Annotated in this window: 12 protein-coding genes, 1 tRNA gene and 1 pseudogene; 6 read left to right on the forward strand and 8 right to left on the reverse strand. The window is 63.2% G+C overall.

Annotated elements, in window-relative coordinates:
* The first annotated feature begins 1 nt into the window (after position 1).
* From CEW87_RS21575 to CEW87_RS21585, 3 genes are all read left to right on the forward strand, one after another.
* Complete coding sequence (locus CEW87_RS21575) at positions 2–688, forward strand: TVP38/TMEM64 family protein (RefSeq protein WP_108977469.1); 687 nt, start codon at positions 2–4, stop codon at positions 686–688.
* A 7-nt stretch (positions 689–695) separates the two neighbouring features.
* Entirely contained in the window at positions 696–1,343 is a 648-nt protein-coding gene (locus tag CEW87_RS21580; protein ID WP_234421612.1) for a TIGR04282 family arsenosugar biosynthesis glycosyltransferase, read from the forward strand.
* Between the two features lie 152 nt (positions 1,344–1,495).
* A complete protein-coding gene (locus CEW87_RS21585; RefSeq protein WP_108976604.1) occupies positions 1,496–3,655 on the forward strand; it encodes a carboxy terminal-processing peptidase in 2,160 nt (719 codons plus the stop codon).
* A gap of 36 nt (positions 3,656–3,691) precedes the next feature.
* On the opposite strand, the gene CEW87_RS21590 is transcribed toward CEW87_RS21585, so the two are convergent.
* Positions 3,692–3,901, reverse strand: a complete 210-nt coding sequence (locus CEW87_RS21590; protein WP_108976605.1) for an EAL domain-containing protein — start codon at positions 3,899–3,901, stop codon at positions 3,692–3,694.
* Here CEW87_RS21590 and CEW87_RS21595 point away from each other — a divergent pair.
* A pseudogene (locus CEW87_RS21595) lies at positions 3,878–4,672 on the forward strand (IS481 family transposase); the annotation flags it as partial. The gene CEW87_RS21590 and the pseudogene CEW87_RS21595 overlap by 24 nt on opposite strands.
* 202 nt (positions 4,673–4,874) lie before the next feature.
* Here the strand turns inward: CEW87_RS21595 and CEW87_RS21600 are convergent.
* Positions 4,875–4,967: transfer RNA gene (locus tag CEW87_RS21600), tRNA-Ser, on the reverse strand.
* Between the two features lie 66 nt (positions 4,968–5,033).
* Positions 5,034–6,260, reverse strand: a complete 1,227-nt coding sequence (locus tag CEW87_RS21605; RefSeq protein ID WP_108976607.1) for an aspartate kinase — start codon at positions 6,258–6,260, stop codon at positions 5,034–5,036.
* Positions 6,261–6,510: 250 nt separating this feature from the next.
* Between CEW87_RS21605 and CEW87_RS21610 the strand changes: the two genes are divergently transcribed.
* Entirely contained in the window at positions 6,511–6,804 is a 294-nt protein-coding gene (locus CEW87_RS21610; protein WP_108951297.1) for a helix-turn-helix domain-containing protein, read from the forward strand.
* Between the two features lie 40 nt (positions 6,805–6,844).
* Here CEW87_RS21610 and CEW87_RS21615 read toward each other — a convergent pair whose 3' ends face one another.
* The gene (locus CEW87_RS21615; RefSeq protein WP_108976609.1) at positions 6,845–7,699 is read right to left on the reverse strand and encodes a radical SAM protein; all 855 of its coding nucleotides are present in this window, start codon (positions 7,697–7,699) and stop codon (positions 6,845–6,847) included.
* 88 nt (positions 7,700–7,787) lie between these two features.
* Between CEW87_RS21615 and queD the strand changes: the two genes are divergently transcribed.
* The gene (gene queD, locus CEW87_RS21620; protein WP_108949016.1) at positions 7,788–8,237 is read left to right on the forward strand and encodes a 6-carboxytetrahydropterin synthase QueD; all 450 of its coding nucleotides are present in this window, start codon (positions 7,788–7,790) and stop codon (positions 8,235–8,237) included.
* Between the two features lie 90 nt (positions 8,238–8,327).
* On the opposite strand, the gene CEW87_RS21625 is transcribed toward queD, so the two are convergent.
* The 4 genes from CEW87_RS21625 to CEW87_RS21640 all read right to left on the reverse strand — a co-directional run bounded on the left by CEW87_RS21625 (position 8,328) and on the right by CEW87_RS21640 (position 12,802).
* The gene (locus CEW87_RS21625) at positions 8,328–9,497 is read right to left on the reverse strand and encodes a fatty acid desaturase (RefSeq protein WP_108976611.1); all 1,170 of its coding nucleotides are present in this window, start codon (positions 9,495–9,497) and stop codon (positions 8,328–8,330) included.
* Between the two features lie 89 nt (positions 9,498–9,586).
* Positions 9,587–10,918 (reverse strand): mechanosensitive ion channel family protein, encoded by a 1,332-nt coding sequence (locus CEW87_RS21630; RefSeq protein WP_108976613.1) that lies wholly within the window; start codon positions 10,916–10,918, stop codon positions 9,587–9,589.
* Between the two features lie 2 nt (positions 10,919–10,920).
* Positions 10,921–11,502 carry a phospholipase D family protein gene (locus tag CEW87_RS21635; protein ID WP_108976615.1) on the reverse strand — a complete coding sequence of 194 codons (582 nt, stop codon included), beginning with the start codon at positions 11,500–11,502 and terminating at the stop codon, positions 10,921–10,923.
* The gene (locus CEW87_RS21640) at positions 11,495–12,802 is read right to left on the reverse strand and encodes an RsmB/NOP family class I SAM-dependent RNA methyltransferase (RefSeq protein ID WP_108976617.1); all 1,308 of its coding nucleotides are present in this window, start codon (positions 12,800–12,802) and stop codon (positions 11,495–11,497) included. The genes CEW87_RS21635 and CEW87_RS21640 overlap by 8 nt, the downstream gene beginning before the upstream one ends.
* Between the last annotated feature and the right edge of the window lie 8 nt (positions 12,803–12,810).

Consider the following 12,810-nt stretch of genomic DNA (forward strand, 5'->3'; position numbering starts at 1 on the left):
AATGAAGAAGATCGCTCTCGTCCTCGCCGCGGCACTGCTGGTCGTGCTGTTCTTCGTTTTCGACCTGCAGCAGCTGCTCACGCTGGACGGGCTCAAGGCCGGCATGGACCGCCTGACCGCGCTGCGCGACGCGTCGCCGATCCTGCTCGGGCTGGCGTATCTGGGCATCTACATCGTGGTCACCGCGCTGTCGCTGCCTGGTGCGGTCATCATGACGCTGGCCGGCGGGGCGCTCTTCGGATTGCTGTGGGGCATGGTGCTGGTGTCCTTTGCATCGACCATCGGCGCCACGCTGGCGTTTCTTGCCTCGCGCTACGTGTTGCGCGAGACCGTGCAGGCACGCTTCGGCGACCGCCTCAAGGCGCTCAACGAGGGGGTGCGCAAGGATGGCGCCTTCTACCTGTTCACCTTGCGTCTGGTGCCGGTGTTCCCGTTCTTCCTGATCAACCTGCTGATGGGGCTGACACCGATCCGCGCCGCCACCTTCTACTGGGTGAGCCAGCTCGGCATGCTCGCGGGCACGCTGGTGTATGTGAACGCCGGCACCCAGCTTGCCCGCATCGACGGTCTTGGCGGCATTGTCTCGCCCGGCCTGCTGGCCTCGTTCGCCCTGCTTGGGGTATTCCCGTTGCTTGCCCGGGCGGCGCTCGGGTGGGTGGGACGTTACCAGGCCTGGCGTCACGGCTGAAGGTGACATGAAGACGATGAAACCGACCCGCATCATCATCTTTGCCAAGGCGCCCGTCGCAGGCTACGCCAAGACCCGGCTCATTCCCGCGCTCGGCGCCGACGGGGCATCGCGGCTTGCGCAGCGCATGCTGGTGCACACCGTCAGCAACGCGCTGCGCGCCGGACTCGGACCGGTGGAACTGTGTGCGGCCCCCTCGGCCGCAGACCCGGCCTGGCGCGAACTGAACCTGCCACCCGAGTTGCAATGGTCCGGGCAGGGCGACGGCGATCTTGGGGCCAGAATGGCACGTGCGGCGTCGCGCGGGCTCGACACCGGCCTGCCGGTGCTGCTGATCGGCACCGACTGTCCGGCGCTCGACAGTGATGTGCTTCGCACTGCAGCGCAAGCGCTGACCGATCATGACGCGGCCATCACCCCGACCGCCGACGGCGGCTATGCGCTGCTCGGGCTGAACCGCTTTCACGCTTCGCTGTTCGACAACATGCGCTGGAGTGTGCCCACGGTCGCCGACGAAACCCTCGAGCGCATCGGCCGCATCGGCTGGCGCGTCGCGCGGCTCCCGGAACAGCACGACATTGACGAAGCACAGGATCTGGAATGGCTGCCGTCGGGCTGGAGCGGCAGCGTGAACAAAGTCCCCGCCACGAACTGATTCAGCCTTCGTGAGTCTTATTCGCGTCAGTCCCGGCTGGTAAGCTTGCGGAATTCGACGCGCTGGCCGTTTGTCTGTCGCCCCGCCACCCGAGGCAGGGGCTTACGCAAGGCCGCTGTACGCATCACGCACACTGCACTGGAGCACCCGACATGAAGCGAAACATCCCCTGGATTCTGCTGGCACTGGCCACCGCGGTGCAGGCGGCCACGCCGGCACCTGCGCCCATCACGCTGCAGCCGGACCAGACACAGGCGGAGGCAGCTGCGGTCAGCGCGAGACTGCTCAGCCGCTACCATTACGAGGCAGTACCGCTCGACGACCGCATGTCGGAGAAGATCTTCGACCGCTACCTGAAGTCGCTCGACCCCGAGCGCGTGTTTTTCCTGCAGGCTGACATCGATCAGTTCTCTGTCGCCCGCACCCTGCTCGACGATGCCATCGCCGGGCAGCAGCTCGACATGCCCTTCACCATCTACACGCGCTATGTGGAGCGCGTGCAGGAAAGGCTGGGCCTGGCGCGCAGGCTGCTGGAGAAGGGTTTCGACTTCGAGCTCGATGAACAATACCGCTACGTGCGTACCGATCTGCCCTGGGCCGCTACCCAGGCCGAGATCGACGACATCTGGCGCAAACGGGTGAAGAACGACTGGCTGCGCCTGAAGCTCGCCGGCAAGGACGAGAAAGAGATCCGCGCCACGCTCGACAGGCGTTACGAAACCGCCCTCGCCCGCTCCTTGCGCGCGAAGAGCAGCGACGTCTTTCAGGTCTTCATGAACGCCTACGCCGCGTCGATCGAACCGCATACCAGTTACCTCGGACCGCGCGCTTCCGAGGACTTCGCCATCTCGATGAAGCTGTCGCTGGTGGGTATCGGCGCGGTGCTGCAGGAGCGCGACGACTACGTCACCATCCGCGAACTGGTGGCAGGCGGGCCGGCCAGCCGCTCAGAGCGCCTTGCGGTCGGCGACCGCATCGCCGGCGTCGCCCAGGGCGAGAACACCCCCTTTGTGGACGTGGTGGGCTGGCGAGTGGACGATGTGGTGGGCATGATCCGCGGCGAAAAGGGCACGACGGTCGTGCTCGACATCCTCCCCGCCGACGCCGGCCCGGACGCCGAACACAAGCGGGTGGTCATGGTGCGCGACACCATCACCCTTGAGAAGCAGGCGGCAAGCAAGACCATCCTCGACGTCGGCAACGCAGATGCCAGGAAGCGCGTCGGCGTGATCACGCTGCCGACCTTCTACCAGGACGTCGGCGCGCGGCGCAACGGCGACGACAACTACCGCAGCGCGAGCCGCGACGTGGCACGGCTGCTGTCCGAACTAAAAGCCGAATCGGTCGATGCGGTGCTGCTTGACCTGCGCAACAACGGTGGCGGCTCGCTCGACGAAGCCATCGCCCTGACCGGTCTCTTCATCCACACCGGCCCGGTGGTTCAGCAGCGCAACGCGCAGGGGCAGATCCGCGTCGAGAGCGACATGATCCCCGGCCAGGCCTGGGATGGCCCGCTTGGCGTGCTCATCAACCGCGCGTCTGCGTCGGCCTCCGAGATCTTCGCCGCTGCGGTGCAGGATTATGGCCGCGGCCTGATCATCGGCGAGCAGAGCTTCGGCAAGGGCACGGTGCAGACCCTGCTCGATCTCGACGAAATGGCCGCCAGCAGGACGCCCACGTATGGCGAGCTGAAGATGACGGTCGCGCAGTTTTTCCGCGTCTCTGGCGGCACCACGCAGCTGAAGGGCGTTACCCCCGATATCGCCCTGCCCTCGCTGGCAGACAAGGAGAACTTTGGCGAGTCGAGCTACGACAACGCCTTGCCATGGACGCAGGTGCAGCCGGCCGCCTTCACCCCCGAAGGCCAGTTCGCGGAATTGCTGCCGGCGCTGACGCTGCGTCACGCAGCCCGGGTGACGAGCGACATCGGTTACCGCAATCTTGAGGAAGACGTCGCCGAGCTGAACACCCTGCGCAAGCGCAACGAGATCTCGCTCAACGAAGTCGAGCGTCGTCGCGAACGAAGCATGCAGGAGGCGCGCCTCAAGGCCAGGGAGCTGGCACGTGCCGCGGCAGTCGGCGACAGCGCTGAAGCCGCCCCGGCCGCCATTGCGGCACTTCGCGACGACGGCCTGATCGCCGGCGAACGCAGCCTGCGCGCCGAACTGGACGCCGAAAAGTCGGGCAAGAACCGGCGCGACGTCCTGCTCGACGAGGCCAGCGCCATCCTGGGTGACATGGTCGAGCTGCTGCAATCGGAAACCGGGCTGGCCGCGCGCAATCCGCCCGCAACCGGCGCACGGGTCAACTAGGCCAGCTCAGACGCCTGGCCAGAAGGGATGAGCAGCTTACTGGCTGCTCACCTTCGGCTGCGGCGGCGCATCCATCCACTTCTCGAACTCGGCAACCGGCATCGGCCGGGCGACGTACCAGCCTTGCAAGCTGGCGTTTTCGAGCGTTTCCACGAAACGCGCCTGGTTTGCCAGCTCCACGCCTTCGGCAACGACGCTTGCATCAATGGCCTGCGCGATTGAGAAGAACGGCCGGGCGGTTTGCACAACCGCTCTTCACGCCCGCACCGCTGCCCGCATGCACTGAGTACCGAACGCCAGCGGATGATCATCGAGCGACGCAAGAGCCGACAGCCATACCATCAAATTTAGTCAGGATCTGGGCGTCGGGCACAGCACGGTGGGGCGTATCCTGTGCCGCGCAGGGCTCAACCGCCTGGCGAACCTTGAGCCGGCCAAGCCGGTGCTGCGCTATGAGTACCCGGCCCCTGGCGGCCTGTTGCACCTGGACATCAAGAAACTTGGGCGCTTTCGTCGCCTTGGGCACCGGGTAACCGGCGATCGTCGGCAAGACTCACCCGGGGCCGGTTGGGAGTACGTCCATGTGCGATCGACGATCATTCGCGTATCGCCTTCAGCACCATCTGCTCAGACGAGAGCGGGCGCAGCGCCTGCATCGCTCTGCTTCTGGCGGTGCGCTATTGCGCCAGCCTTGGCGTTCGCTTCCAGCGCGTACTGACCGACAACGGTGCGTGCTACAAGTCCCGAATGTTCAAGCGATTATGCCGGCGCCTGCGACTCAGGCACCTGCGCACCAAGCCATACACGCCGCGCACCAACGGGAAAGCGGAGCGCTTAATTCAGACCGCCCTGCGCGAGTGGGCCTACGCCCGATCCCACGAATCCTCAGACCAGCGCGCAGCCCATTTGCCCTTCTGGTTGCATCACTACAACTGGCACAGACCGCACGCCGGATTGAAATATCTACCGCCGATCAGCCGACTGCCGATTACGAACAACCTGGTGGGTTTACACACCTATGCAGAAAACTGTGGGCTCCATCGACCCGCACGAAGAAAAATCACCTCCGTCACAGGAAGTGAAGTGTCCCGTGGGACACAAATGGGACAGCGAGCTTATAGATAAGCCGGTATCTCAGGATATGTCGCGGTATGGCCCCAAAAAGACGCAGGCGTAAAAAAACCGCCTAAGAGGCGGTTTTTCCACAATATTTCCGTGATGGCGGAGACGAAGGGATTCGAACCCTTGAGACAGGTTTTGCCCGTCTGCTCCCTTAGCAGGGGAGTGCCTTCGACCTCTCGGCCACGTCTCCATCACGAAGGCGGGACTATATAGACTCCCTGCCTCGCGGTCAATTTCAGTTCACGATATTTTTCGATCACGCTACGGAGTCGAGTTCGAAGGCCTTGTGCAGCACGCGCACAGCCAGTTCGAGGTACTTCTCTTCGATCGCGACCGAGATTCTGATTTCGGAAGTCGTGATCATCTGGATATTGATGCCCTCCTCGGCCAGCGCACGGAACATCTTCGATGCCACGCCCGGATGCGAGCGCATGCCCACGCCGACAACGGAGACCTTGCACATGGTTCTGTCGGCCGAGATGGCAGCCGCGCCGATATGCGCTCTCACGCCTTCGAGCAGTGCCACTGCCTTGTCGAGGTCGGCGCGACCGACCGTGAAGGAGAGGTCGGTGCAGCCGTCCTTGCCGACGTTCTGGATGATCATGTCCACGTCGATGTTGGCCTCGGCGACCGGACCGAGTAGCTGGTACGCAATGCCCGGCTTGTCGGGCACGCCCACAACGGTGAGCTTGGCTTCATCGCGATTGAAGGCGATGCCGGAAATGACGGGCCTTTCCATGGTGCTGTCTTCCTCAACGGTAATGAGCGTGCCCTCGCCTTCTTCCTCGAAGCTCGACAGGACACGCAGCCTGACCTTGTACTTGCCGGCGAACTCGACCGAGCGGATCTGCAGCACCTTGGAGCCAAGACTGGCCATCTCCAGCATTTCCTCGAAGGTGATGGTGTCGAGCTTGCGGGCTTCGGGAACGATGCGCGGATCAGTCGTATAGACGCCATCGACGTCGGTATAGATCTGGCACTCCTCGGCCTTGAGTGCAGCGGCCAGTGCAACCCCGGTGGTATCCGAGCCACCGCGCCCGAGCGTGGTGATGTTGCCTTCCGCATCCACACCCTGGAAGCCCGCCACGACCACGACCATGCCTTGCGCAAGATCCTTGCGAATGGACGCTTCATCGATGCTCAGGATGCGCGCGCGGGTGTGGGCGCTGTCGGTCAGGATCTTTACCTGGCCGCCGGTGTAACTCTTCGCCCTGATGCCGATCTGCTGCAGCGCCATGCACAAAAGGCCGATCGTGACCTGCTCGCCGGTCGAAATGACCACGTCGAGTTCACGCGGACCCGGATTCGACGAAACCGCCCTGGACAACGCGATCAGCCGGTTGGTTTCACCGCTCATCGCCGACACGGTAACCACCACTTGATGCCCCTGTTTACGGAACTTCGCCACCCTGCGGGCAACACTTCCAATGCGCTCAGGCGTACCCATCGACGTGCCGCCATACTTCTGGACTATCAGGGCCATCTTTGTACCCAAGTACCTGTCGGGAAAGGGCTTGATTCTATTCGATGGCGGTCGTTTTGCAGAACTGCAACAAACCCGGGGGTTTGTGCGCTTATGGATTGTGGTTAACCCCGATTCGTGATTTATCACCGTTGTATATTTGGTTGGGCTTGATCTATACTCTGAACATCCTACAACTTAAGTTGTAGGAACCACTTACAGGCAAATTCAGTCTCAATATATGTCTGGCAACTCGACAAAGGACAAAGTCATGAAAAACTCCGATACCCTTGATGTACGCGAAATCCGCCGCAAGCTCGGCCTCAACCAGTCCCAGTTCTGGTCCAAGATCGGTGTCACCCAGAGTGGTGGTTCCCGCTACGAGAGTGGCCGCAACATTCCGCGCCCGGTTCAGGCCCTGCTGCGCCTGGTTCACGTCGAACAGATCGACATCAACAAGGTCAAGCGCGACGACGTGGATGTGGCCGAGTACCTGAAGGCCAGCAACCCGGAGCTGTACAAGACCCTAAAGAAGGAAGCCAAGGCCAAGCGCAAGGCTGGCTAATGGTCGGGAGTGCCGCCCGCAAGCCGGGCGCATGCATGAATCAGGGGCTGACGCGAACCGTCAGCCCTTTTTCCTTGATGCGAGCAGCGATCTCTTCGAGCTCATCGAGCGTCAGCGCCGAAAGGTGCGATGCCTCGGGCTGCCTTGACTCGCGCGCGATGCCGTACAGAAGCACTCCCTGCAGGTTTTCGATACCTGCCGCCATCAGCACCTCGAGATAGGCGTCGATGTCATGCCGTGATGGCAACTCGCCATCCCAGCGGAACATGCAGGTCTGAACCCAGGTCGGACAGCGTGCAGCACACAGCGCCAGGTGACGGGCAATGGCCTCGGGCTCGAGACGCACGCCATTGATACGCTCGATTGCGTCCGCATCGCCCCCATCGACCTTGAACCAGACCTCACCGTTCGCCGCTGCGAGCAGGCTCACTCCCTCCTGCACCCGCGCCTGCGCCATGAGGCTGCCGTTGGTGATCAGACGCACAGGAACGCCAGCCCCCAGTCCGAACTCGTCATGCAGACGTGCGACCAGCGCGACCGCCTCGGGGAACACCGCCGCGCTGGTCGGCTCGCCGTTTCCCGAAAATGCGATGTCGCGGATCTCGCGCAGCCCCTCAGGCGCATTGTGCTCAAGCCAGTCGCCGTGCACCAGTACGTTGAGGAAACCGCGCAACTCCGACTCGAGTTGCGCGAGATTGATGTCCGGCGCCTTGCCACGCACCAGGTTAGGCACCTGACAGTAGGCACAGTGCCAGTTACAGGCGTTGTTGGGATTCAGGTTGATCCCGATTGAAACCCCGCCCGCACGCCGGGACAGCACCGGATAGACATAGGTCAGTCCGGCGAGCTCACGGTCATGATTGTGGATGGTCAGGATCTGGGAAGTCGAAATCATTTTGGGCTCAGTAAGTTGCGTTCGCACAGGCAGCAGGACCGGGTTCCGGCAAATGCTATAATCCGCCGCCTTTCAAGCGAGGTTAACCATGCGCATCACCCGTCGTCTCGAATTCGACGCTGGACACCGGATTCCGGATCACGCCAGCCAGTGCCGGCATCTGCACGGCCATCGCTACGCGCTGGAGGTGACGCTGTCAGGCAACATCATCGACGCCGCAGGACAGGCGGTCAACGGCATGGTGATGGACTTCGCCGACGTCAAGAAAGTTGCCAACGAAATGATCGTCGACCGCTGGGACCATGCGTTTCTGGTGTACCGCGATGATACCCAGGTGGCCGCGTTCCTCGCCTCGATGCCAGGGCACAAGACCGTCACCCTCGATGTGGTGCCGACCGCCGAGAACCTGGCGGCCGAGGCCTTCCGCGTTCTGGACGGTGCCTATCAGGATGTGTACGGGAACCAGCTCCAGCTCGAACGGGTGAGGCTTTACGAAACGCCGAACTGCTGGGCGGACGCGGTGCGCGGAGAGCGCTGAGCCGAAGCACGACCGACACTGCGGGATCGCAGCATTCAACAGCAGAAAAAAAACGGGCGGATAATTTCCGCCCGTTTGCATTATGTCGCCTCAGACTGCGTAGCGTCGCAGCCGCATGGAGAAGTCCTGCAGTTGCTGGATGCCGCTCTGCTCGGCGCGCTCGATCCATTCATGCAATTGCTTGAGCAGCTGCTCGTGCGTCGCGGTGGAGCGCGCCCAGATGGCCGCCAGCTCCTCACGCATGGACACCACGGTGACCAGGGCCTTGCTGTCACCGATTACCACCGCAAGCTGCGCCTTCTGCTCGGCACACAGATGCCGTTCCTCACCCGACAGCACCCAGCGCCGCAGCGCGCGAGCGTCGAACTTGCCTGCATGGCTTTTCTTGAGACGCTCGATCTCCTCGCTGCAGGTGTGCTTGAGTGACTGCATGTAGCGCGTCATCACGTCATAGCGGTGGGTGATGATGGCCTGCAGGGTATCCAGATCGGGCTGATGTTTGGCTTCGCCGAACTTCGGCAGCGGAATGACCTTCTTCGCCTTGGCCAGACCGAGGATCTCGAGAATACGGATGTACATCCAGCCGATATCGAACTCGTACCACTTGGCCGACAGCTTGGCCGAGGTGGCGAAGCTGTGGTGGTTGTTGTGCAGCTCCTCGCCGCCGATCAGGATGCCCCAGGGCACGAGATTGGTCGATGCGTCGGTGCAATCGAAGTTGCGGTAGCCGATGTAATGACCCAGGCCATTGACGACGCCGGCGGCCCAGATCGGGATCCACATCATCTGCACGGCCCAGATCGTCAGACCAATCGCGCCGAAGGCCACCACGTCGATGATCAGCATCAGCGACACCCCGACCACGGAGCGACGATAGACGTTGCGCTCGAGCCAGTCAGTGGGCGTGCCGTGGCCGTAGCGTGCGAGGGTTTCCTTGTTGTCGGCCTCGATCCGGTACAGCTCGGCGCCTTCCAGCAACACCTTGCGGATGCCGCGTGTCTGCGGGCTGTGCGGGTCTTCGGGCGTCTCGCATTTGGCGTGGTGCTTGCGATGCACCGCAGCCCACTCACCCGTCACCATGCCGGTGGTCAGCCACAGCCAGAAGCGAAAGAAATGGCTTGGCAACGGGCTCAGCTCAAGCGCGCGGTGAGCCTGATGGCGATGCAGATAAATGGTGACTGACGCAATGGTGATGTGGGTCATCACCAGCGCGACAACGACATAGCCCCACCAGGGAAGCTCGAAAAGCCCGGAATACATTCTTTAGAAATCCTTGTACAAGAGAAACCTGTGCGCCCGCGACACTACACGAGCCACAGCAAACCACCAAACAGTGGCCTTGCCGGCATTCAGACCGGCTCTGCTAACCCTTCGACAGCGGGCGCGGGAGAAAGTGGCGGGAGCAGACGCACTTCTCGCTGCGGATACGGTATGCCAATGCCCGCAGCCTTGAATCGGCGCCACACTTCCATGTTGATCTCGGAGGTAATGGCTAGCGTACCCTCCTGCGGGTCTGCAATCCAGCACCCCAGCCGCAGGTTGATGCCATTGTCGCCGAAACCCGTCAGAAAGGCCTTCGGTGCCGGGTCGGCAAGCACCCGTGGCTGCGTCCCCGCCACAGCAACGAGAATCGCCAGCGCCCGATCGAGATCCGCATCGTAGCTCACCTGAAACACAAGCGGCAGCGCCACCTGGGTATCGCTGAACGTTTCATTCTGCACCACCGAGCTCACCAGCACTTCGTTCGGCACGATGGATTCGATGCCATTCGGCGCCCTGATCACGGTATACCGAGTGGTGATCTCCTTGACCACACCCCGCTCGGCGCCAACCGAAATCAGGTTGCCGATACGCAATGAGCGATCGATCAGGATGATGAAACCCGATACGTAGTTTGCAGCGATCTTCTGCATGCCGAAACCGAGGCCGACGCCAAGCGCGCCGCCGAACACCGACAGCGTGGTGAGATTGATACCGACCATCGGCAAGGCCACCAGAAACGCGACCAGGATCAGCAGCGCGCGCATCACCCGCGTCAGCACCAGGCGGACACTGGCATCGAGCCCCGTCGCCCCGGCCATCCGGCGTTCGAGCACACCGGCCAGCCACATGGCGACGAGCAAGGTGAGCAAGACCATTGTCAGACCCTTCATCAGGGTCCAGGCCGACAGTTTCTGGCCGCCCAGCGTGACGGACATCGAGTCCAGCCCCTCGATCACCTCGGGCAGCCAGCCCAGGATATAGAGCGCAACCACACTCCAGGCCAGGGCCGAGACAAACCTCTCCAGCGCGCCCAGCCAGCTCGTGCGACCGATCGCCTGCCGCAGGGTGAACACGACGAAGCGGATCACCGCCAGCGAAGTCAGCAAGGGCACGGCCAGGTCGAGCAGATGGACGGGCTGATAGCGCGCCAGCACACCCCGCGCCGCAACCACCAGCAGCAAGGCAGACAAGGGAAACAGCACGCGCTTGGCGCCATGCTGCCCGAAGCGCCGTGCGGAGTTGAGCGGTTCAGGATCGAGTTGCAGCAAACGGCGATCCCAGGCCTGCTGAATGAACCAGCCCACGACCAGGGCACAGACGATGACGGCGAGCTGGCGCAGCATGGCCGCCTGGCCGAGCCCCGCCCAGGCACGCGCAATATTGTCGGCCAGGGCGATCAGGTTTGGACCTTGCTGCATGTTTACTGTTTCCAGGGCAAGCGTTTGACAGGCGTCGCTTCGGCGCGATGGCGCCGCCAGTTGTCGCGGTAACTGCGTGCCAGCGGGCAATGCGCACGCATCACCAGCAGATTTTCCGCGTTCCGGTTGTTGGCCGACCAGGTGAAATTGTATGAACCGGTCACCACGGTGCAGCCCGGCCCTTCCGCATCGGCAATTACGACCTTGTTATGCGCTGCGCGATAGCGGGTCTCAAAGGCGACCGGCACCCCGCCCGCGAGCAGGCGTGGCACCGCGTTGCCGCGCTCGCGCCGGTTCATGCCGGCGTCGGCGAGCACCTCAACGCGAACACCGCGCTTATGGGCGGCCACCAGCGCATCGGCAAACGTGCGGCTGGTAAAGGCATAGGCCTGCACCAGCACGCTGTGGCGCGCCTTTCTCACCACGTCGAGCAACAGCTTCTCCGGATCGTCCCAGGGCGAGAAGGCGAGTTCGATCTCGCCCTGCGCACGAAAGGTCTGCGAAGCGGATGCGCTGCCTGCCAGCGCCACGAGCAGAAACACCTGCGACACCGCCAGCGCCACGCGCCGCCAGCCATCAGGCATCGGCAGCTTCGGGTACTGAAGACTGGCGTTCAAGCACCGCGGCAAAGAAGCCGTCGGTATTGTGCTCGTGCGGCGACAGGCGCAGACGCTCGCCGGTGGCCAGGGTCACACCCTGACGCTCAAGCACTTCCTGGGCGGACACGGCCTTGAACGCCGGGTTCGCAGCCAGAAAAGCGTCGACCACTGCATCGTTTTCTTCGGTGAGCAGGCTGCAGGTTGCATAGACCAGGCGTCCGCCGGGGCGCACGAGCCGGGCCGCAGCGGCAAGGATCGAGCCCTGCTTGACGACCATTTCATCCACCGACTCGGGCGTCTGGCGCCACTTCAGGTCGGGATTGCGGCGCAGGGTGCCCAGCCCGCTGCAGGGTGCATCCACCAGCACGCGGTCGGCCTTGCCTGCCAGGCGCTTTACCTTGGCATCGTTCTCGTGCGCGATGAGCACCGGATGGACGTTGGAAAGCCCCGAACGCGCCATCCTCGGCTTGAGCTTGGCCAGACGCTTCTCGGACACGTCGAAGGCATACAGGCGCCCGGTCGAACGCATCATCGCGCCCAGTTGCAGGGTCTTGCCGCCAGCGCCGGCGCAGAAATCCACCACCAGCTCGCTGCGCTTGGGCTGCACCAGCAAACCAAGGAGCTGGCTGCCTTCGTCCTGAACCTCGAAGCCACCTTCCAGAAACAGCGGGTACTTCTGCAGCGCGGGCTTGCCCGCAAGCCGGATACCTTGCGGCGACATCGTGCAGGCTTCCGCGGCGAAGCCATCCTCGTTCAGCTTCGCGAGCACGGCATCGCGGTCGGCCTTGAGCACGTTCACCCGCAAATCGAGCGGCGCCGGCCTGTTCAGGCTGTAGGCAAGCTGCAGCACCGCTGCTTCGTCGTGGCTGGCGAGCAGGCGCTCGGTCAGCCAGTCGGGGAGGTCGGCGCGCTCGGCAACCGTACCCTCGTCCAGCGTGGCCGACTTGATGGACTCGATCCAGTCGCGTTCGGTGGCCGACGCGAGACCTTCGAACTGACGCATCGGCCAGCCTTCGCCACGAGCCAGCCAGGCCAGCAGCAGCTGACGCGGTGTCGCAGTGGCGCCGGCAATACGACGCAGCCAGCGCAGGCGGCGCACGATGCCATAGACGGTCTCGGCAATGAAGCCGCGGTCGCGGTGACCGAGATCGCGATTCTCACGAAAATGCCGCGACAGGACCGCATCGGCGGGGTGTTCGAAAGACAGCACGGTGCCGAGCACCTGTGTGGTCTGAATGATGAGACCGCGCGAGATGGCCTCGGCTGCCTTGACTGTTTTCTGCATGATATCCG

It is taken from the genome of Parazoarcus communis, from assembly GCF_003111665.1.
Lineage (GTDB): Bacteria > Pseudomonadota > Gammaproteobacteria > Burkholderiales > Rhodocyclaceae > Parazoarcus > Parazoarcus communis_B.